This is a genomic window from Streptomyces sp. NBC_01571, from assembly GCF_026339875.1.
In the GTDB taxonomy this organism is placed as follows: domain Bacteria; phylum Actinomycetota; class Actinomycetes; order Streptomycetales; family Streptomycetaceae; genus Streptomyces.
Map to the genome: position 1 here is coordinate 6,834,141 of NZ_JAPEPZ010000001.1, position 18,586 is coordinate 6,852,726.

An 18,586-nucleotide genomic window follows, 5' to 3' on the forward strand; every position below is an offset into this window, starting at 1 on the left:
ATAGTATTGGGCTGCGGCCGATAGCGAATAGTGCTCACGGTCACAGATACCTGAATTCGCCTCGGTGTGCGCGCCATAGAGCAGACCGTTAGCTCTGTTTCTTAGTTTTTTCGCATGTCTCTACAGGGCCGACGGATGCAACGTCAGATAGCTTGACTCGACCGGAAGTTCCGATATCGGTCTCAATAATCCAGAAGCCCTGAACTATCCTAGCCGAATTGCCGCAGTAACGGGTACCGGACTTGTCGGTGATAGTGATTTGCGGGGGCTTATCGCTGGCCTGGGGGGCGTATGCCATGATAGCCACTGCAACCAGGTAGAGAGGAATGACAAACAAAGAAAGGAAGCGGCTCAACTGGAGTCGGTTGTGGGCGAGCTCGGCGCCTTCCAAAGACTCCCGGCGGAATTGATCGCCGGTTGGATGTATGCGTACAGCCTGTCCTTGGGCCGCCAATGCCGCTAGAACAACGCTGGCCAAAGCAACCAACAGAGCACATAGTGAAGCAATACCTACGGCAATCTTGAAATTAGTGTCCCGTAGGGCGGCCAGGTCGCTTGGCCCTCGCACCACCGTTAGTGCTGTTAGTAGCCCTGTGATCACCAGGATCGTAGCGCCCCAGCGCTCAGCCGAGGCCTGAACTGCTGCCAGGCCGCTGAATCGCGCTTCTTCGGCTCGCTGATCCCACTTCAGGTCCTCCTGGGTTACCAGAAGGTCCACCGGCTCAAAGATAAGATTGCCGACGGGTACCTTACTTAGATCTTCGACGTTTCGTCGCTTCCTGAAGATTCTCATAGGCTACTCAATGCTTAATCTTGAAGAAAGCCATTGCGCCGCATCCTGAGCCTTGCGCAGGACGTCCGGGGTGTTCTTCAGTGCAGGAACAGCGAATCAGGTAGTTGGGAGCCGGGTCGGTGAGTCCTCGCCCCGCCGATTGTCCCGTCAGTGAACTGCCTGGAGTCACCAACTGAGGTTCGTAAATAATCGAAAACGTAAAAATGTGAGAGCAGGTAGGACAGGGACCCGTTACCGCGACGCCACCCTCGATAGGCTTCCTGATGAATGTGGCCAGCGATCGCGCCAGCTGCAGTTCGGTGTGCTCCACATACGCCATTTGAGGTTGCGCCATGCGTCCATCGCCCCCGTGCCGAATCCGAGGTACCCGCCCAGTTGGAAAGAAGGGCTGGCCTTCTCCTATCTCTCGTGCAGGCGAGGGTATTTCGGGTGCGGTTAAGCCCGAGATGATGGTCGCAGCAGGGACGCTTGCTCAAGAACTCGGATCCTGGGGTCTTCGTGAGGTGGACGAAGCCAAGCTCCTTGTCGCTGATGGTCGGCCAAGTTCCACCGGTGTCCTTACCCATGATATTGGATCGAGCTTTGCGGCACCGGTAGTGGCTCGCCTAGGAGCGGGTGTCCAATCCCTTTACCCTGAGGCTTCCGCCAACTTCATTCGTGCTCTCATCTTGCAATCGTGCGCTCCTGCCACAGATTTCACTCAAGGTGTCTCTGGTTTCACCGCTGGCGAGCGGGAAAAGGTCGTTCGTAAAGCGTCCGGATACGGCACTCCTTCGTTGAGTACCTCGTTGACAAGTGAACCACGAGGGGCTGTTCTCTATGCGGAGGACGAGATCGATATGGACGACGTACATTTGTACGCTCTACCGATACCTGATTCCTTCTTCCAAGGAAGACGTGCCGACCGAGGCATTTCTGTTTCCCTCTCCTATGATCCACCCGTTCGCGCGAGACGGCTCGACTACCTGGGTAGCCGAATGGAATTTGAAATGGTGCGGGGCCTATCTCCTGACGACGCTGTTCGTCTGTTCCTCGATGAAAAGATCTCTGGCGCTGCTGCCGGCGCGGGCTCTCGTTTGTCGCAACTCAGCCCGAGGAATCGGATCAGGTTTACCCCGAACAAGACCGTCAGGTCTCAAGGCGTGAATCAGCTCGGTCGCTATACGTGGAAGCAGTCGCTCACGCGCTTGGGGGACGGGCCGCAGGAGTTTCTGCTGGCTGTCCAGAACACTCGCCGATGGGCGCCGAAGCGTAGTAAGCAGTCGTATGCCCTTGCTGTCCGATTTTGGGTTGATGAATTGCTCCCTCCCGTTTACGCAGAGATTCGCAGTCGTGTGCCGAGAGTCCAACAGCGTGGCCGCATTCGACCGTGATTTACCTGCAAGGCTCAAGGCAGCCGGACTACGATTACTCTCATGACTGAGGAGACGATCGTCGCCCTACGCAACTATGACTACCTGGTGCGCAATCACGGTTTGGATGATGTTGCGCTTGATTGGCAGTCGGATACTTTGGTCCATGGTGAGGGAGGCTACGAAATCAGTCTTTTGACTGAGCGCGGTTTTACTCCTGCCACTCGCTGACCGCAACGTTTCCACCTCTAGCCACCACTGACCCAGGCTTCCATCCCGTCCGCCGTCGACCCACACGTCTGTGGAGTGGGCGTGGTTCATGGCGTCCAGGTGGAGCGCGCCACTGTACGAGCGACCTGGACGCCATGGGCCGCGTCTGCTCGGCTCTGCCTGGGTCGACGGTGGACGGGATGGAAGCCCACCACGCTCGCGACGATGTGCCCGCGGCCGGGAACGGCGCCCCCTCCATCCCGGTGCCGGCCGATCCCCCGCCGGAGGCATCGTCTGTGACCGTGAACGTGCCGGGTGCTCGCCTCATGCCTTCCGGGCCTATCTACGGTGGGCGGGCGTCGGCGCAGCCGGGGCGGAGCGGGCCGAAGGCAGGAGCGGTGCCCCGAGCAGAGCCGGGAAGCCCGCCCGGCGGAGCGGAGCCGGGTGCTTGAACCAGTAGAGAAGGTTGTAACTCACCGACGGGTGCGCTCATGATCACGGTCCGGCCGGAGCTAGAACGGTGGCCTTTCGCCGTAGCTCTCGCCGAGGCTAGGGCCTGTGGGCAAAGGGAAGCTGTCCGCCGTTAGGTCGCTGTCGCAGAAGAGGAAAGGATTCCGTTGGCCTTCCAGCCCAGACGAGTCCTCGCCCCAAGCGTCGAGTGCATCGATGGCCCGTTCCCGGTGCTGCCACCGCTCGCTGGTTCCGAGGACCTCGCGGAGCAGGGGTACCAGCGTCGCTCGGTGGGGCAGCAACTCCGCGTCGTCCAGGAGCGGGATGCATGCTGCGATCGCCGCTTCGCTCACATGCCGGTCGGCGTCATGGACGTACGCGAATGCGGCGGCGAACAACTGCGGTCTGGTTTGCCGGATGGCCGCGGCGGGCGGATAGCTGTCGAGAGGGAACCCATGGAGGCGGCTCGCGGCATCGATCTCGTCGGTCACCTCGTCGGCAACAGAGCCGATCCAGGCCAGTAGTTCGGCCCGCATGCAGCCGGGGGCGTCTCGGCGGTTCTTGTCGACCGGGAGTGTCGTTCTCGGGTCGGTCAGGATCGCGGCCAGGTAGAGCGCCGTGGGGACTGTTGCCTCATAGATCGTGTTCTGGTGATGCAGGATGCCGTGAACGTAGGCAAGGGCCTTCGTCCTCGTGGTCTGATCTGTGTCCAGCAGCGCTACCAGCATCTTGGGCGCGTCCGTCGCCAGTCCGTAGGCGTGGTTCAGCTCTGCCCAGTTGGTCTGGGTGAGAATCCGGTGCGGGTCGGGCAGACGAGCGACGATGGGAGGTACCTGGTCGTTCCTCACGTGATTCGCCACAGGGGTGCTGTGTAGCGCTCCGGGCGGGTGCTGATCAGTAGTCGGCGCAGATCACCACGTTGGGAGCCGCTGAGGTTCAGCACCTCCGTAAGCCGGCGGAACGTCGTATGGCTGACTCCGCGGCCCCGGGCCTCGTTCTCGAACTCGCCGAGCTGGGAAAGCACCGTGTCGGGATCGAGCGTGACCGCCGGCTGGTCCTTGAGCCATGCCGCCTTGTTGCGTTCGTAGTCGATCTCCGAGTAGCCGCAAATCTCCCGGCTGAGTGCCTCGGCCTCGTCCAAGGTGTTCGTCGACAGGATGGCGCGGGCCAGTTCGTTGCGGCTCAGCGCGTCGTCCAGGTCGACTACGTGGACCGTGGGGCCCTCGTCCGTGAGCGGGATGGGGAGCCCGGCGTCCCGGACTTCGCAGGTACCTCGGACGCCTCGTGCCGTGGCGGCGAGCATCCCGGTTGCCTCGGAGGGGTGCCATTCCAGGACCGAGCTAATCGGTTCCGTGTCCTGTGCGGTGAACCTGTGTACGAGGGGGCCGAGCAGGCTCCGCAGGTCGTCGAGTGGGAGTTCGCCGTCCAGGCCTGGGCCGGCGACCAGCAGTCGCACGGGGGCGTTCAGCTGGGAGCACGCTGCCAGTGTCAGGGCGTCTCCGAGCGGGCTCTTGAGGGTCGGCTCATCGCCTCGCGCGAGGATGTCGCCGCCGACGTCGAGAAGATCGATCGAGGTCGGACGGAAGTGGCCCACCAGTTCATCTAGTTGGCGCGCGATGCCCGCGGCGCCGTGGTGGGGGTCGATCAAGGCGAACGTGTGCGGGAGCTCTGCGGCCAGTCGGGGGAGCGTGGATCCCGCCGGCGGGATCGGACGGGCTGTGGCCGGTACCGACCAGACCGCGGGTGTCACGGGTTCGAGGCCCGAGAAGTTGTCGGGCCCTCGTGGGCCCGGCACCGGGTCGATCAGCAGGCGGTCCCACGCGTACGTGAAGATCACCGCCCGGTCGTCCTCGTCGCCGTACAGGGCGGCGTCAAGCATTGCGGCGGCGACAGCGTCGCCCCCTCCTCCTGCTGCGACGATCAACCGCGTCATGTCCCCAACACTACGGGTTCGGTAATTGACCAGTCACCCTATAGTGGCCAGAGGCCATAGCCACTTGAGAAGGAGGGGACATGCCTCAGATCGAGGAAGCGCAGCCGAAGTATCTCCAGATCGCCCACTACATCCGCGATCAGATCCTTCGAGGCGACCTGCGGCCAGGGGACGAGGTCCCGTCGGAACGGCAGTTGGCTTCCACCTGGAAGGTTTCCAGGCCGACAGCCGCACGGTCGTTGGAGGCTTTGAGTCATCAGGGGCTCGTCGAGAAGCGGCAGGGGTCCGGAACGTACGTACGCAGTCTGGAAGTCAACCGGCGGGCGCGGGAGTTGTACGGCAGAGCCCGGCAGACGGGGAAGATCTACACCTCCGGTGAGTACGCGATCATCACCTCGGCCGGTTGGCTGGACGCTCCGGATCACGTCGCTGAGGCGCTGGGCTTGACGAAGGATCGGCGGGCCGTGCACCGCCGGCGCGTGACCAACGATCAGAGCGGACCCATCACCTTGTCCACTTCGTGGTTCGCGCCCGACGTGGGAGAACGGGCGCCCAAGCTCCTTGAGCCCGAGCGGATCCAGGAGGGGACCCTGATGTACGTCGAGACCATGACGGGACGGCAGGGGAGCTACGCCGAGGACCGTATGTGTGCTCGCCAGGCGACGGACGAGGAGTCGCAGGACCTCCAACTGGAGGCGGGTTCAGCGGTCTTGATCGTGAACCATGTGGTGTTCGACCTCCAGGACCGGCCTTTGGAGTTCGCCGAAGCCACCTACCCTCCGCATCGCTGGGCGTTCGAGCAGGGGTATCCGCTCACCTGACTGTCGAACGGTTGGTCGTTTCGGCGAACCGCTTGCACTCCCCAGGTGGCTAATGCCACTATCCAGTAAGTGGCTAAGGCCACTTACTGAAGGGGGCGCGGTGTGACGAGTCGGCGGCCGGATCAAGGCGCGCACTTACCTTGCCGGGGATGTCGTGGGCGCGGCTGGAAGCGAGTCGGCTCCCGCACGGCCCTGGCGCTCACCACCGTCAATGACCGTGTCCGTCCCACATCGAAACGGCGCTGCCTCGATTGCGACGGCAGCGGCAGGGAGTGAACGCGGATGAGTTACCTGATCGACCGCCATCCCTCTGCGGACTCGCCGCGGCTCGGTGCGATGACCTTGCACCCCGTCGCGGAGTCTGTGCCCCGGGCCCGGCGCTGGTTCCGGAAGTTCATCGCTCCGTACAACCCGGCCTGCTCGGTGGACGACTGCGTACTGATGGTCTCCGAGCTGGTGACCAACGCCATCGTCTACGGGCACTCGGACGACCCGTGGATCGTCCAGATCGAGTGGTTCCGCGAGGGGGCCTCACTCCGGGTCGATGTGCACAACCCGGGGTATCCGGCGAACGTGCGGCTGCGGCGCCCTGGGGCCAATGAGGCGCATGGACGCGGCTTGCTGCTCGTAGATTCCATCGCGGAGTCCTGGCGGTCGGGTCCCAGTCGCTTCGGTGGCACGGTCGTCTCCTTCGTGATGGCCGATGCCTGGCCCGACAGCTGAGGTGGCCGCAGCGCAGCAGTACTGCGCAACAGGATTTCTCGCTAGTCTGGTTGACCAGTTGACTTGGCCAATCTCGACAGGCGGCGTTCATGGCGTATGAAGTGGCGGCACCTAAGTACGTCCGCCTCGCCCAGACGATCCAGAGCCGCATTGAGGACGGCACGTACGCGCCAGGCACTCGGGTGCCCAGCGAGAACCAGTTGGTCCAGGCGTTCGGGATGTCGCGGCCTACCGTCGTCCGGGCTCTGGAACTGCTGAAGCGTGATGGCTGGCTGGAGTCCCGGCAGGGCTTCGGCACGATCGTGCGGGGTCGGCCGGCTGTCGTCGAGCAGAAGAGTCGGCGCGGGCGGGAAACGCTGGAGCGTGACGAGTCGCAGACTCCGGGGCGGTTGGTCGCTGTTGATCGAGTGTTCGTTCCGGCGCGAGTCGCCTCGGTGCTCGGGCTGCCCAAGCGCGCCGAAGTCCTGATGCGCCGGTTCCTGGTCGAGGACGAGGGGGAGGCGGTCGAACTCGTCTCGTCGTACTTCCCCGCCGGCCTGGTCGACGGCACCGACCTCGGGAGCTCCGAGCCGTTGGGCGTCGGGATCCGGGAACACTTGGAGGGGCGGAAGAAAGTCCGCTACGACCATGTGATGGAGCGGGTCTCCGCCCGGCTGGCGGATGCCGGCGAAGCGGAGCTCCTCGGCCTGCCCGACGGTGTGCCCGTCCTCAGCGTTCTGGTGGCCGCCTTCGATGCCGCGGGCCAGGCGCTACAGGTTTCCGACGTGCTGCTTCCTGCCGATCGGCAGGAGCTCGAAGATACGTACCGCTTGAACTAGCCCCAGGATGGCGGCCGTTGGGGCGGAATCGCACTTGACAAGTCAACCTGGCAACTCTAATTTTGAACTTGCTAAGTCAACCTGTCAGGTGATGGGTTGATCATCCTCAGAAGGAGACTCTCTGTGCGTGTGATCCGTATCGATGCCTCGTCCGCCACGATCCTGCTCACCGAAGCGCCGGCGCCGAAGGTGCGTGACCGGCAGACCGGTGAGATCGCCAAGGACGCCGTGAGCGGCGAGACCCTGATGACCCTGGGAGTCGTCTACATCGACGACGGCGAATCGGCCCTGATTCAGGTCACGGTCCCTGAAAGCGGCGTCACGGACGGGCTGACTGTCGGAGCCCCGGTCGCGCTGCCCGGCCTGGTGGCCCGCCCTTGGCAGAGCGTGTTCAACGGCCAGCAGCGCCACGGCATCGCCTACCGGGCGACCGCCGTCATGCCGGGGGCCTTCTCGATGGCTGAGGCGGGCTGATCGCGTGACCGACCTGGTGACGGTGGCCGAGCTGGGCGGGGCCTTCGCCGCGATAGGCGGCACGGCCTACCTCAAGCATGCTCACCCCGCCGCGTACTGGTCCACGGTCGGGCTGCCGGTCTCGGTGGCTCGGCTGCTGGGCTCCTACTCCTCGACCATGGACGCATGCGGTCTGACCGTCGAGCCTCCCCGCTGGCGGGCCCTGGCGGTCAGGGCGACCACTCGACGTGAGGTCCGTCCGGTACCGCCCCGCCGGGGCGTCATCCGGCCCACCTCGACCGGTCTGCGTATGCGGCTCAGGCTCGCCCCGGGTCAGGAACCCGCGGACCTGGCGGCCTCGGCCGAACGCCTCCGGCACGCCTGGGGCGTTCACGCCGTGTACGTACGGGACATCAAGCCCGGAGTCGTCGAACTGCGGCTCGTCGGCTTCGACGTCCTGCGGAGAGTGCGGATGCCGCGCCGGACCGGGACCGATCTCTTACGGGTGCCGGTGGCGCTGCGGGAGGACGCGACCGCGTTCGTCCGTGACTACCGGGCCGTACCGCACGAACTCGTCCTCGGCGCGACGCTCTCGGGCAAGTCCATGTACCTGCGCAACCTGATCGCCGGCCTGGCCGCGCAACCCGTCGTCCTGGTCGGTATCGACTGCAAGCGGGGTGTTGAACTCTCTCCGTTCGCCGCCCGGCTCTCCGCCCTGGCGACCGACCCTGAGCAGGCGGCCGAACTGCTGCCGGTGCTCGTGAAGGAAATGGAGGACCGGTACGACCTGATCAAGGCCCGACAGGGCACCGCCCCGGGCACCCCCGACGAACTGATCACCTCCGACATCTGGGGTCTGCCGGAAGACGAACGCCCGTCCCCGGTCGTGCTGTTCGTCGACGAGGTCGCGGAGCTCTTCCTCGTCGCGACACGCAAGGAAGAGGAACGACGGGACGAGATGGTCACCCACCTCATCCGACTCGCCCAGCTCGGCCGCGCGGCCGGCATCTACCTGGAGGTCTGCGGGCAGCGCTTCGGCGCCGAGCTGGGCAAGGGCGCCACCATGCTCCGCGCCCAGCTCACCGGCCGCGTCTCCCACCGCGTCAACGACGAAGCCTCCGCGAAGATGGCACTCGGCGACATCGCGCCGGAAGCCGTGTCCGCCGCTTGCTCCATTCCCGCCGAGCGCCCCGGGCTCGCCGTCGCCGGTGACACCTCCGGCGGCTGGTCCCGAATCCGGACCCCGCACATCTCGCTGGCCGACGCCGCCGCTACCTGCTGCGGCACGGCTCACCTCGCCCCGGACGTACCGGCGCTCTCTCCCTTCAAGCCCTACGTCCTTCCGCCACCGGCCGCGAAGCCTGCCGAGCCGCTGAGCCACCCCCGGCCGGTCGTCGAGTAGGACCAACCCGCCCCGACTCGACGCGCCCAAGCGTCAGGTCCCTACCCCGCCATGCCCGAAAGGAGGAGTGCACCCACCATGTGCCCCGACTGCGAGGACTTCGCCCGAACCGTCGTCCTGCTGGGACAACTCGCCCTGTACGCCGACCGGTCGGACGCCGACGCGACATTCGTGGACGCCGTGGGCGTGTCCCTGGCCGCGTCCCTCCCGGAGCCGCCGCCCGGCATCTTCCCGCCCGGCTACGACCCCGACGACGGCCCGGCCTACCCCGGTGAAACGCCCCGATGACCCGCCCCGTCTTCCGTGCGGACGCGGTCCTGGTCCAAGCCGTCATCGCCGGGGCCCTGTCCTTCGCCCACCTGCACGACCTCGCCGCCGCTGCCGGACAGAGCGGATGGAAGGCCTGGGCCTATCCGGTCTCGGTCGACCTGCTTCTCGTCGCCGCCTGGCACCGACTCCGCACCGGAGGACCGAAAGCCGCGGCGTGGGTCTGGTTCCTCGTCGCTCTGACGGCCTCGCTCGGAGCCAACGTTTCGACCGCCGGCCTCCTCGACCTGGACCACGTTCCCGCCTGGCTGCGGATCCTTGTCGCCGGATGGCCCGCAGTCGCCTTCCTCGGCGGAACCCTGCTGGCCCACCGAGGCCACGTCGCGGCGCCGGAACCGGAACCGGAACCAGGACGGGAAAGCACACCCGCCCGGATGGACGAGAACGAACCGATCGCCCCGGCTCCCCAGCCGTCCACCGCCCATTCCCCTCTCAATGCCGCCGTGCCGCCCGCCCTCGTCGCGCTGGCCCACAAGGTCGCCGACGAACACCGCACCCGGACGGGCACGGCCATCGACACCTCGACCCTGCGCGCCCGCCTCGGCGTCCCGCTGCCGCTCGCCGAAGCCATCGCCGCCCAACTCGCCTGACCCGGAGGACATCCCACCGTGCGCCCGTCCACGCTCCGCGCGCTGAACCGCGCTGCCGAGCTCACCCGACAGAACCGGCTCACCGAAGCCATGTTGATCGCCGAGCCGGTCATCCTCGCCGCCGACTTCTACGAGGGCGAGGAGATCAAGGCCTGGCTGGTCAGCCACGTCGCCGACTTCACCGGAGAGAACAGGAAGGGAACCGACTGATGCCCGCGAACCCGCGCTTCCGCCGCGTCGTCCGCATCGGCCCCGTCCAGGTCGCCACGTACTACGACGGCCGTGGCCGAGAGAAGCACGCCGCCGCCTGCACCGCACCGCGCTGCGGCTTCTCCACCGACTACGACAGCCGCGCCGCCGCCGAACTCGCCGCGCGCACCCACCGCTGCGCCACCCGCTGAGGGAGCTCCCATGACCGTCTCGCTGCCGCTCGTCCTCGTCCTGGGGCTCATCGCCTGGGCCGCGATCAAGTTCCTGGGCGTCCGCGTCTGGATCGTCGTCGTGGTCGCCCTGTTCGGTTTCCTGCTCTCCAGGACCTTCCTCGGCCCGGTCATCGACTCCGGCACCCGCTCCGGTGTCGACGTCGTCAACGGCACCCACGACTGAGAAGGAGACCCGCCGTGTTCCGCCCCAAGCTGCCCGACGTCCCGACGCTGCCCGGCTCGAACGCGCTGAGCCCTCACCACACCCACACCCCGGCACCCTCCGCCGGCCGCCACTCCCTGAGCCCGTACGTGGGCGCGGTCGCCGCGGTGGTCGTCGTCGGGGTCGTCCTGACCGCACTCCTCGCAGTCGTCGCCGTCACGGCCGTGTCCGTGGCCATCGCCGCCGTGGTACTGCGCTCCCTGGTCACCGGCGCGAACAAGCGCTGACCGGCCGCCGGGGCGGCAACAAGCCGCCAAGCATCCCGCCGCCCCGGGGCCGTCCCTCCGAACCACCGAAACAGCCGAGAGGAACTCTCATCATCACCCGGCAGCCTCCGCCCCCGCTGGCGGAACTCTCCACGCTGGCATCCATAGGCACCCTGCCCGAACTGGCCCGCCAGCTTTCCACCTTGGGCGGTTGCACTCGCCCTGTCCGCCTCGACGGTCACCGCACCGAGTACGCGGTCGACACCACGACCGGCGAGATCGGCCCTGCCCTGCACCACCTCGACTCGACCGCCCTCCCGGCCGGCAACCTCCTCGTCCGCTGCAACAACCGACGCGCGACCCGCTGTTCGGCCTGTGCCGAGACCTACCGCCGCGACACCTTCCACCTGATCACCGCGGGACTCCGTGGCGGTAAGGGCACTTCGGACCAGGTGGCCACACACCCACGCGTCTTCGCCACATTCACCGCACCCGGCTTCGGCCCCGTCCACAACCGCCCCACAGGCGGCCGGGCCTGCCGCTGCGGCACCCACCACGACGACCAGGACCCGATCCTGGGGACGCCGCTCACTCCCGACTACTACGACTACGAAGCGGCCGTTCTCTGGAACGCACATGCCGGAGCCCTCTGGCGTCGCTTCTCGATCTACCTCCGCCGGGAGGTCGCCAAGCGCGCCGGTCTCACTCAACGAGCCCTTCGCCATCACGCCCGTGTCTCCTTCGCGAAGGTGGCCGAGTACCAGAAGCGCGGCGCGGTCCACTTCCACGCGGTCATCCGCCTGGACGGCCCCGAGGGCGGTGACACCGCGCCTCCGGCCTGGGCGACTGCCGAGCTGCTGACCAACGCGATCCGTGCCGCAGCGGCCGCCGCCCGCGTCGACGGGCCGGAAGTCGACGGCCGTCAGCACTGCTTCGTCTTCGGCCGGCAACTCGACGTGCGCCCGATCCGCTCCGCCGACTTCGACGGCGGCCAGGAGCTCACCGAGCGGGCCGTCGCGTCGTACATCGCGAAGTACGCGACCAAAGGCGCGGAGACCACGACCGGCACCCTCGACCGCCCGCTCAGGTTCCTCGCCGAGCTGGCCCAAGCCAGGCTCAGCGAACACGCCCGCCGTCTGATCCGCACCGCGTGGACGCTCGGGGCCCGCAAGGACCTGGAACACCTCCGCTTACGCGCCTGGGCTCACATGCTCGGCTTCCGCGGCCACTTCTCCACCAAGTCCCGCCGCTACTCCACCACCCTCGGCGCGCTCCGCACCGCCCGTGCCGACTGGCGTCGAGCCCAAGCAGCCGCGGCGCTGCCCGAGCGTGAGTGCGAGACGACGTACGTCCTCGCGCACTGGGTCTTCGCCGGAACCGGCCTCTCGGCCGCCGAAGCCTGGCTGTCCGTGTCGCTCGAACCCGCCCCTGGTACGGAAGGAGAACCGACGTGAACCCGCAGCGCGATGAGCTGATGACCGTGCGCCAGATCCTGAACGAGCTGGGTGGGGTTTCTCGCCGGACGTTTTATCGCTGGCGTGAGCTGGGGCATGGGCCGGCCGCATTCAAGCTGCCCAACGGGGAGCTCCGGGTGTGGCGAAGTGATTTCTCCACGTGGCTGCGAGAGCTGGAGGCCGCGGCGTGAAGTCTCTTGGCGTGAAGGTCTGGGCCGTTCGGAAGCGTGACACGAAGACGCCCTCGTACGGCGTTCGGTGGTCTGTGGCGGGCAACGTCTTCTCCGACTCGTTCCGCACGAAGGCACTCGCGGACCACTACCGCTCGAAGCTGATGCGGGCGATGCGCGACGGCGAGGAGTTCTACAAGGCATCCGGGCTTCCGGACTCGATGGAACCGAAGAAGTCGGCTGTTTCCTGGTACGACTTCGCCCTCCGGTACCTCGCCATGAAATGGCCCCACGCCGCTCCCAATACGCGCGATGGCATCAATGAGTCGCTTACCAGCGTGACGGTGGAGCTCCTCGACGAGCGGGCTGGACGGCCGTCCGACCAAGCCATCCGTAAGGCGCTGCGCAACTGGGCTTTCGTCCTGCCGGGGCCGGACGACCGAGACGTCCCGGACGACGTACGGAATGTTCTCCACTGGGTGTCCAAGGCATCGCGACCGCTGGCCGATCTCGCTGAACCGGCCACGGCGCGTGCGGTGCTGGACTCGCTGAAGCTCAGGCTCGACGGCACGGCCGCGGCAGCCGAGACCGTGCGGCGGAAGCGGCGGACCCTCGTCAACGCTGCCAACTACGCGGTCGACCTGGGGGAACTGCGCGAAAACCCGATCACGGCTGTCCGCTGGCAGAAGCCGAAGGTCTCCAACCAGGTCGACCCTCGCGTCGTCGCGAACCCCGAGCAGGCCCGGAATCTCCTGGCGGCCGTCTCCTACGTAGGCGGCTACCGGCGGGCTCGTGGTCGGCGCCTGGTGGGTCTCTTCGCTGCGATGTACTTCGGCGGTCTCCGGCCGGCTGAAGCGATCGGCCTCGTCGAGACGGACCTGAGCCTTCCCGAACAGGGCTGGGGAGCGGCGCTGCTTCACCGGACTCGTCCGTCGGTCGGCAAGCAGTGGACCGACTCGGGGGAGACTCACGACGACCGCGGTCTGAAGAACCGGCCGGTTGAGGACGTCAGGCGGGTGCCGATCCCGCCCCATCTCGTGGTCGCACTTCGCGAGCACCTGGCTACCTTCGGCACTGCGGACGACGGGCGCCTCTTCTTCAGCGAGAAGGGTTCGGTAGTCCCGTCCTCGACGTACTACCGCGTGTGGCAGGAGGCCCGTCTCCTCGCGCTCCCGCCGGCCGTGGCGTCCTCGCCGCTCGCGAGTCGGCCGTACGACCTCCGTCATTCGGCGCTGTCGACATGGCTCAATGCCGGCGTCGACCCCACAGAGGTGGCCGAGCGCGCCGGCAACAGTGTCGAAGTCCTACTGACTCGCTATGCGAAGTGCCTCGACGGACGGCAGGACGTCGCCAACCGGCGTATCGAGGACCTGCTTCGCGAGTACGAGTAAGTCACAGCGACCGCATCGACGCCCTTGGCAGCGTGCCGGGGGCGTCGTCGTTTGCCTGGGCCGTCAAGCTGAGCGAGTGGCCTGGGCTTGCTCCGAGGCGAGCAGACGTCTAAGGCTCCTTCGCTCGCTATTGAGCTCAGCGAGCATCCGAGAGCAATTTTGCGCGAAGTCGGGCTGGACTTCGACGCCGAGGTCATGACGCAGGGTGACCCGTAGGAGGTACACACCTTCGGACAGTGGACCGTTGAACCAAGTTCCGGCACGGGTGTACGCCTCTATGAGATCGGGACTGGTCGGTAACTGCTTGACGACGGTGTACCCGACGCCGAGCGCCCGGTTGAGGGCCGAGGCGATCTCGTGGACGTCTTTCGGTAGAGCCATCTGCGCCACCGAGTAGTTCTCCAACCAAGCGTCCTTGGCAGCGTCAAGGATTGCAGGTTCCGCTGGCTGACCGCGCTCAGCCGCTCGGACTGCGTCTTGGGCAGCGACGCGGTAGGCGCGAGCCGTGGTGTTCAATCGTGCATAGAGATCCCGTCGGGCCTGCTGCGCTCGGTCGTGCCGGTCTTCTGCCCGTTCACGATCGGCCCGCTGGTTCTGCTCGCGGGTGACGCGCTGGCTGAGCACCGCCCCGCCGAGAGTTCCACCCAGTGTGCCCGCAACTCCGATGAGTGCGACGGCAAGCGTGGTCACGTCCACGAGGTCCCCCAACTCGTCCATTCATCTGCCTGCGGACGGCCTAAGACGGCGTGACAGGCACATCAAGGCTTGGGCTCCTCACCCGAGCACCGTCCGACACCCGGACGAAGATAGCGGGGGCGTCGACTGTATGGCGTGTAGGTGACGCGCCACCTGCGACGATGCTCCAAGATCCCGTCCACGCCTCGTCCACAGACCCCGACATACGGCCGCTTCGGGCTACATCCGCCTGCACATACGCGAAGACCCCGGCCTCAGCGTTTCCGCTGGTGACGGGGTCTTTGGGCACCTCATAAGGGGTGCCCCCGGCAGGATTCGAACCTGCGCACACGGCTCCGGAGGCCGTTGCTCTATCCCCTGAGCTACGGGGGCGTGTCGGCCGTGGTGTGCGGCGACGGGTAGAACCCTACCAGCTCTTTCGAGGGCGACTGGCATGGGTTTATGTGGGGGAGGGGCGGTGTGTTGGGGTGTGAGGGGAGCGGGGCGCGAGTGGCGGTGGCGGCGGCTCGGGGGTGTGGGCCGAAGGGTCCAGGAGCCTCGAGGCGAGTCCCGGATGCGGGCGAGAGGGGGGCGCGGCCGGGCCGGGGCGGGTTCCGGACCCCCGTCCGGGGTGGAAGTGGGGAAAACCCGGACGCGGTGCCGGGCGCGGACCTACTCTCGAGTTGTGTCAGGCGCGTCCGGTCGGGTGCTTGTTGTGGACGACAACAAGGTCATCCGGCAGCTGATCAGGGTCAACCTCGAGCTGGAGGGCATCGAGGTCGTGACCGCGGCCGATGGTGCCGAATGCCTGGACGTGGTGCATCACGTGCGGCCCGATGTGGTGACCCTGGATGTGGTCATGCCCCGGCTCGACGGGTTGCGGACCGCCGCTCGGCTCCGTGCCGATCCGCGGACGCGGAACCTTCCCCTCGCCATCGTCAGCGCCTGTACTCAGTACGAGGTCGAGAGCGGGCTAGACGTGGGCGTCGACGCCTTTCTCGCCAAGCCCTTCGAGCCTTCCGAACTCGTGCGACTCGTACGGCAGTTGATGGAGCGGCGGGGGAGTCGGGGCGGCGAAGGTGGTGGTGACGACGACCGCGGGTCGCCCTTCCAAGGTGCCTTCGAGGGTGCGGTCGAGGGCGACGCCTTCGGCTCGGACGGGTTCGGTACGGACGGTTTCCGTGCGGAGAGGTTCGGTGCCGAGCGGTTCGGGCCTGACGGGTTCGGGGTCGACGAAGCCGAGCGCGCCGGCCGCTCCGGTCATTGACGAGAGCTGTTGATCTACCCGCCCACACCGTCCCATACCGGCACATATCGACCGTGGGGCACTGGGTGGTGAGTGGCTGGTGGCCTCTCCGGCGGCATTGGATCAGTCGTTCGGGTCAGTACGCCGCGTTGTCTCGCCTCCTCGCCTCTTTTCCCCTCGCCTCACCTTTCCCTCGGATTCGAGCGCGTACGGCCGTACGCCCCGTACCCCGTCCACATCCCGGACCTCCGGACAAACCGACTCGCATACCCACCCCCCTCCTCCCCTACGCTGGTCACGTGACCCCCGTCGAGCTCTCCCGTACCGTGCTGCGCGCGGTGCGTCGTGCTGTGGACGCGGGTGAGCTGAGTGTGGCCGTGCCGGTGCGGGCGGTGGTGGCGCCCCCGGGACCCGGCGGATGCGGGGACTACGCCACGAACATCGCGTTGCAGCTGGCCCGGCCCGCCGGGCGCTCCGCGGTGCAGGTCGCCGAGATCCTGCGGCCCCACCTCGTGGGCACCGACGGTGTCGCCGACGTCGCGATCACCGGGCCCGGGTTCCTCAACATTCGCCTCGGCGGCGCGGACTCCGCCGTCGCATCCCTCGTACGGGAGATCGGGCGCGGTTCCTACGGCCACGGCGACGCCCTCGACGGGCAGGCCGTCCCGCTTCTGATCCCGGTTCCGTACGACCTCCGTGCCGAGGTCGTCGCCGACGCGCTCGTACGGATCATCGCCACCCAGGGCGGACGGGCCCTGGTGCGGTACGCCGAGCCGCCCCGCACGGACGTCTCGGACACGGACCTCTCGGACACGGACCTGCCTGACAGGGACTGCTCCGGCACCGCCCCCTCACGCACCGCCCCCTCGCGCACCGCCCTTTCACCCCGCGACGCCCGCCACCTCGATGAGACGCACCTCGTCCACCCCGCACCCGGCGCCCCTGGCATCCCCAGTACGCCCAGCGCCCCCGGCACCCCCACCACTTCCGTAACCCCCACCACCCCCACCACCCCCGTAACCCTCCGCCCCGTCCCCGCCCCCGAAGACCCCACCCCCCTCGGCCCCGACGCCGCCCGATGGGCGCTGCTGCACCCGGCCGGGCACGATCGGCCCCGGATCGGTGCCGGGCATCTTCTTCAGCGGGAGAGCAACCCGCTCTACCGCGTCCGGTACGCGCACGCCCGCACCCGGGCTCTCACCCGCAACGCCGCCGCTCTCGGCTTCACCGGTACCCCCGGTGACGTCCCGGGGGCCGGCGAGCTGCTCGGCGCCCTCGCCGAGTACCCCCGTGCCCTGCGCGTCGCCGCGACCCATCGCGCCCCCGACCGCCTCGCCCGGCATCTCGTCACCACCGCCGACGCCTTCCTCGCCCTCCAGCACCTGGTGCTGCCGCTCGGCGACGAGAAACCCTCGGCCGCCCACCGCGCCCGGCTCGCGCTCGCCGAAGCCACCGGGACGGTGCTGGCCGGCGGCCTGTCCCTGCTCGGCATCAGCGCCCCTGACTATCTGTGAGAGAAGAATGAGCCGTTCCGCACACCCCGCCGGGCCCCGTCACGCCGATGTGCTGCCCGAGGGGCACTACAGCGCCCCGCCCACCGACCTCAACGCCCTCGATCCCAAGGTCTGGGCCCACACCGTCACCCGTACCGACGACGGGGTCGTGAGTGTCGGCGGTGTCGAAGTCACCACCCTCGCGGAGGAGTTCGGCACACCCGCCTACTTCCTCGACGAGTCGGACTTCCGGGCGCGCGCCCGCGCCTGGCGCACCGCCTTCGGACACGACGCCGACGTCTTCTACGCGGGGAAGGCGTTCCTCTCGCGTGCCGTCGTGCGGTGGCTGCACGAGGAGGGGCTGAACCTCGACGTCTGTTCGGGTGGTGAACTGGTCACCGCCCTCTCCGCCGGCATGCCCGCCGACCGCATCGCCTTCCACGGCAACAACAAGTCCGCCGAGGAGATCACCGCCGCCGTCCGGGCCGGCGTCGGGCGGATCGTCCTCGACTCCTTCCAGGAGATCGTGCGCGTCGCCCACATCGCCCAGTCCCTCGGCACGCGGCAGCGCGTACAGATCCGGGTGACGGTCGGCGTGGAGGCGCACACGCACGAGTTCATCGCCACCGCCCACGAGGACCAGAAGTTCGGGATCGCCCTCGCCGACGGGCAGGCCGCGGAGGCCGTACGCCGTGCGCTCTCCCTCGACGGTCTCGAAGTGGTCGGGATCCACTCGCACATCGGCTCGCAGATCTTCGACATGGCCGGGTTCGAGGTCGCCGCCCGGCGGGTCGTGGCGCTGCTCGCGGCCGTCCGTGACGAGCACGGGATCGAACTGCCGGAGATCGACCTCGGCGGCGGCCTCGGCATCGCGTACACCAGCGACGACGACCCCCGCGAGCCGCACGAGATCGCCAAGGCCCTCAGCGAGATCGTCACCCGGGAGTGCGAGGCCGCGAAGCTGCGGACGCCTCGGATCTCGGTGGAACCCGGGCGCGCCATCGTCGGGCCGACCGCCTTCACGCTCTACGAGGTCGGCACGATCAAGCCGCTCGACGGGCTGCGGACGTACGTCTCCGTGGACGGCGGCATGTCCGACAACATCCGCACCGCGCTGTACGACGCCGAGTACAGCGTCGCCCTGGTCTCGCGCACCTCCGACGCCGAGCCCATGCTCGTGCGCGTCGTCGGCAAGCACTGCGAGAGTGGTGACATCGTCGTGAAGGACGCTTTCCTGCCCTCCGACCTGGCCCCCGGCGACCTGATCGCCGTTCCGGCCACCGGCGCCTACTGCCGGTCGATGGCCAGCAACTACAACCACGCGCTGCGGCCGCCGGTCGTCGCGGTCAACGACGGCGAGGCGCGGGTCATCGTCCGGCGCGAGACGGAGGAGGACCTGCTCCGGCTCGACGTGGGGTGAGGAACGGCGGCCAC

General features: G+C 67.5%; 22 protein-coding genes, 1 tRNA gene and 1 pseudogene. 19 read left to right on the forward strand and 5 right to left on the reverse strand.

All coding sequences use genetic code 11. The annotated features are described in order from the left end of the window. Window positions 1–88: 88 nt before the first annotated feature. Window positions 89–718 carry a hypothetical protein gene (locus OHB41_RS30905; RefSeq protein ID WP_266701369.1) on the reverse strand — a complete coding sequence of 210 codons (630 nt, stop codon included), beginning with the start codon at window positions 716–718 and terminating at the stop codon, window positions 89–91. Window positions 719–1,125: 407 nt separating this feature from the next. On the opposite strand from OHB41_RS30905, the gene OHB41_RS52365 reads away from it, so the two are divergent. Together OHB41_RS52365 and OHB41_RS30910 are read left to right on the forward strand one after the other, a co-directional pair. Continuing rightward, entirely contained in the window at window positions 1,126–2,166 is a 1,041-nt protein-coding gene (locus OHB41_RS52365; RefSeq protein ID WP_353962907.1) for a S8 family serine peptidase, read from the forward strand. Window positions 2,167–2,208: 42 nt separating this feature from the next. After that, window positions 2,209–2,376, forward strand: coding sequence for a hypothetical protein (locus OHB41_RS30910; RefSeq protein ID WP_266701370.1), 168 nt, complete (start codon window positions 2,209–2,211; stop codon window positions 2,374–2,376). Between the two features lie 491 nt (window positions 2,377–2,867). Here OHB41_RS30910 and OHB41_RS30915 read toward each other — a convergent pair whose 3' ends face one another. Next, window positions 2,868–3,653, reverse strand: coding sequence for a hypothetical protein (locus OHB41_RS30915; protein ID WP_266701371.1), 786 nt, complete (start codon window positions 3,651–3,653; stop codon window positions 2,868–2,870). Then, window positions 3,650–4,738: a DUF1152 domain-containing protein gene (locus OHB41_RS30920; RefSeq protein WP_266701372.1), complete on the reverse strand. Its 1,089-nt coding sequence runs from the start codon at window positions 4,736–4,738 to the stop codon at window positions 3,650–3,652. Before OHB41_RS30920 ends, OHB41_RS30915 begins: the two co-directional genes overlap by 4 nt. Before the next feature lie 80 nt (window positions 4,739–4,818). Between OHB41_RS30920 and OHB41_RS30925 the strand changes: the two genes are divergently transcribed. The 14 genes from OHB41_RS30925 to OHB41_RS30990 all read left to right on the forward strand — a co-directional run bounded on the left by OHB41_RS30925 (window position 4,819) and on the right by OHB41_RS30990 (window position 13,738). Beyond that, window positions 4,819–5,559: a GntR family transcriptional regulator gene (locus OHB41_RS30925; protein ID WP_266701373.1), complete on the forward strand. Its 741-nt coding sequence runs from the start codon at window positions 4,819–4,821 to the stop codon at window positions 5,557–5,559. Between the two features lie 282 nt (window positions 5,560–5,841). Further along, on the forward strand, window positions 5,842–6,282 hold the full coding sequence (locus tag OHB41_RS30930; protein ID WP_266701374.1) for an ATP-binding protein: 441 nt from the start codon (window positions 5,842–5,844) through the stop codon (window positions 6,280–6,282). Between the two features lie 89 nt (window positions 6,283–6,371). After that, window positions 6,372–7,100, forward strand: a complete 729-nt coding sequence (locus OHB41_RS30935; protein ID WP_266701375.1) for a GntR family transcriptional regulator — start codon at window positions 6,372–6,374, stop codon at window positions 7,098–7,100. Between the two features lie 123 nt (window positions 7,101–7,223). Continuing rightward, window positions 7,224–7,574, forward strand: a complete 351-nt coding sequence (locus OHB41_RS30940; RefSeq protein ID WP_266701376.1) for an SCO3933 family regulatory protein — start codon at window positions 7,224–7,226, stop codon at window positions 7,572–7,574. A 4-nt stretch (window positions 7,575–7,578) separates the two neighbouring features. Then, complete coding sequence (locus tag OHB41_RS30945; RefSeq protein WP_266701377.1) at window positions 7,579–8,955, forward strand: FtsK/SpoIIIE domain-containing protein; 1,377 nt, start codon at window positions 7,579–7,581, stop codon at window positions 8,953–8,955. Window positions 8,956–9,033: 78 nt separating this feature from the next. Beyond that, the gene (locus OHB41_RS30950; protein ID WP_266701378.1) at window positions 9,034–9,243 is read left to right on the forward strand and encodes a hypothetical protein; all 210 of its coding nucleotides are present in this window, start codon (window positions 9,034–9,036) and stop codon (window positions 9,241–9,243) included. Continuing rightward, window positions 9,240–9,872, forward strand: coding sequence for a DUF2637 domain-containing protein (locus tag OHB41_RS30955; RefSeq protein ID WP_266701379.1), 633 nt, complete (start codon window positions 9,240–9,242; stop codon window positions 9,870–9,872). The genes OHB41_RS30950 and OHB41_RS30955 overlap by 4 nt, the downstream gene beginning before the upstream one ends. An 18-nt stretch (window positions 9,873–9,890) precedes the next feature. After that, window positions 9,891–10,082, forward strand: a complete 192-nt coding sequence (locus OHB41_RS30960) for a hypothetical protein (protein ID WP_266701380.1) — start codon at window positions 9,891–9,893, stop codon at window positions 10,080–10,082. After that, the gene (locus tag OHB41_RS30965; RefSeq protein ID WP_266701381.1) at window positions 10,082–10,273 is read left to right on the forward strand and encodes a mobile element transfer protein; all 192 of its coding nucleotides are present in this window, start codon (window positions 10,082–10,084) and stop codon (window positions 10,271–10,273) included. The genes OHB41_RS30960 and OHB41_RS30965 overlap by 1 nt, the downstream gene beginning before the upstream one ends. Window positions 10,274–10,283: 10 nt before the next feature. After that, complete coding sequence (locus OHB41_RS30970) at window positions 10,284–10,478, forward strand: hypothetical protein (protein WP_266701382.1); 195 nt, start codon at window positions 10,284–10,286, stop codon at window positions 10,476–10,478. A gap of 14 nt (window positions 10,479–10,492) precedes the next feature. Beyond that, a complete protein-coding gene (locus OHB41_RS30975; RefSeq protein WP_153292900.1) occupies window positions 10,493–10,744 on the forward strand; it encodes a SpdD protein in 252 nt (83 codons plus the stop codon). 116 nt (window positions 10,745–10,860) lie between these two features. Beyond that, a complete protein-coding gene (locus tag OHB41_RS30980) occupies window positions 10,861–12,177 on the forward strand; it encodes a replication initiator (protein WP_266706260.1) in 1,317 nt (438 codons plus the stop codon). A 20-nt stretch (window positions 12,178–12,197) separates the two neighbouring features. Beyond that, window positions 12,198–12,368, forward strand: a complete 171-nt coding sequence (locus tag OHB41_RS30985; protein WP_266706262.1) for a helix-turn-helix transcriptional regulator — start codon at window positions 12,198–12,200, stop codon at window positions 12,366–12,368. Further along, window positions 12,365–13,738 (forward strand): tyrosine-type recombinase/integrase, encoded by a 1,374-nt coding sequence (locus tag OHB41_RS30990; RefSeq protein ID WP_266701383.1) that lies wholly within the window; start codon window positions 12,365–12,367, stop codon window positions 13,736–13,738. Before OHB41_RS30985 ends, OHB41_RS30990 begins: the two co-directional genes overlap by 4 nt. Window positions 13,739–13,801: 63 nt before the next feature. Here OHB41_RS30990 and OHB41_RS30995 read toward each other — a convergent pair whose 3' ends face one another. Beyond that, window positions 13,802–14,428 (reverse strand): hypothetical protein, encoded by a 627-nt coding sequence (locus OHB41_RS30995; protein WP_266701384.1) that lies wholly within the window; start codon window positions 14,426–14,428, stop codon window positions 13,802–13,804. 306 nt (window positions 14,429–14,734) lie between these two features. Next, window positions 14,735–14,806, reverse strand: a tRNA-Arg gene (locus OHB41_RS31000). 181 nt (window positions 14,807–14,987) lie between these two features. Between OHB41_RS31000 and OHB41_RS31005 the strand changes: the two are divergent. The 3 genes and pseudogenes from OHB41_RS31005 to lysA form a co-directional block, all read left to right on the forward strand. Continuing rightward, window positions 14,988–15,497, forward strand: a pseudogene (locus OHB41_RS31005) (response regulator); the annotation flags it as partial. Window positions 15,498–15,958: 461 nt separating this feature from the next. Then, the gene (gene nrtL / locus OHB41_RS31010; RefSeq protein WP_266701386.1) at window positions 15,959–17,173 is read left to right on the forward strand and encodes an ArgS-related anticodon-binding protein NrtL; all 1,215 of its coding nucleotides are present in this window, start codon (window positions 15,959–15,961) and stop codon (window positions 17,171–17,173) included. 7 nt (window positions 17,174–17,180) lie between these two features. Further along, the gene (gene lysA, locus OHB41_RS31015; protein WP_266701387.1) at window positions 17,181–18,572 is read left to right on the forward strand and encodes a diaminopimelate decarboxylase; all 1,392 of its coding nucleotides are present in this window, start codon (window positions 17,181–17,183) and stop codon (window positions 18,570–18,572) included. Window positions 18,573–18,586: the final 14 nt, after the last annotated feature.

What these genes read in the sequence shown, in the direction of transcription:
- OHB41_RS52365 (WP_353962907.1), top strand. Translation starts at nt 1,126, where the DNA reads ATGCGTCCATCGCCCCCGTGCCGAATCCGAGGTACCCGCCCAGTTGGA.
- OHB41_RS30910 (WP_266701370.1), top strand. Translation starts at nt 2,209, where the DNA reads ATGACTGAGGAGACGATCGTCGCCCTACGCAACTATGACTACCTGGTG.
- OHB41_RS30920 (WP_266701372.1), bottom strand. Translation starts at nt 4,738, where the DNA reads ATGACGCGGTTGATCGTCGCAGCAGGAGGAGGGGGCGACGCTGTCGCC.
- OHB41_RS30925 (WP_266701373.1), top strand. Translation starts at nt 4,819, where the DNA reads ATGCCTCAGATCGAGGAAGCGCAGCCGAAGTATCTCCAGATCGCCCAC.
- OHB41_RS30930 (WP_266701374.1), top strand. Translation starts at nt 5,842, where the DNA reads ATGAGTTACCTGATCGACCGCCATCCCTCTGCGGACTCGCCGCGGCTC.
- OHB41_RS30935 (WP_266701375.1), top strand. Translation starts at nt 6,372, where the DNA reads ATGGCGTATGAAGTGGCGGCACCTAAGTACGTCCGCCTCGCCCAGACG.
- OHB41_RS30950 (WP_266701378.1), top strand. Translation starts at nt 9,034, where the DNA reads ATGTGCCCCGACTGCGAGGACTTCGCCCGAACCGTCGTCCTGCTGGGA.
- OHB41_RS30955 (WP_266701379.1), top strand. Translation starts at nt 9,240, where the DNA reads ATGACCCGCCCCGTCTTCCGTGCGGACGCGGTCCTGGTCCAAGCCGTC.
- OHB41_RS30965 (WP_266701381.1), top strand. Translation starts at nt 10,082, where the DNA reads ATGCCCGCGAACCCGCGCTTCCGCCGCGTCGTCCGCATCGGCCCCGTC.
- OHB41_RS30970 (WP_266701382.1), top strand. Translation starts at nt 10,284, where the DNA reads ATGACCGTCTCGCTGCCGCTCGTCCTCGTCCTGGGGCTCATCGCCTGG.
- OHB41_RS30985 (WP_266706262.1), top strand. Translation starts at nt 12,198, where the DNA reads ATGACCGTGCGCCAGATCCTGAACGAGCTGGGTGGGGTTTCTCGCCGG.
- lysA (WP_266701387.1), top strand. Translation starts at nt 17,181, where the DNA reads ATGAGCCGTTCCGCACACCCCGCCGGGCCCCGTCACGCCGATGTGCTG.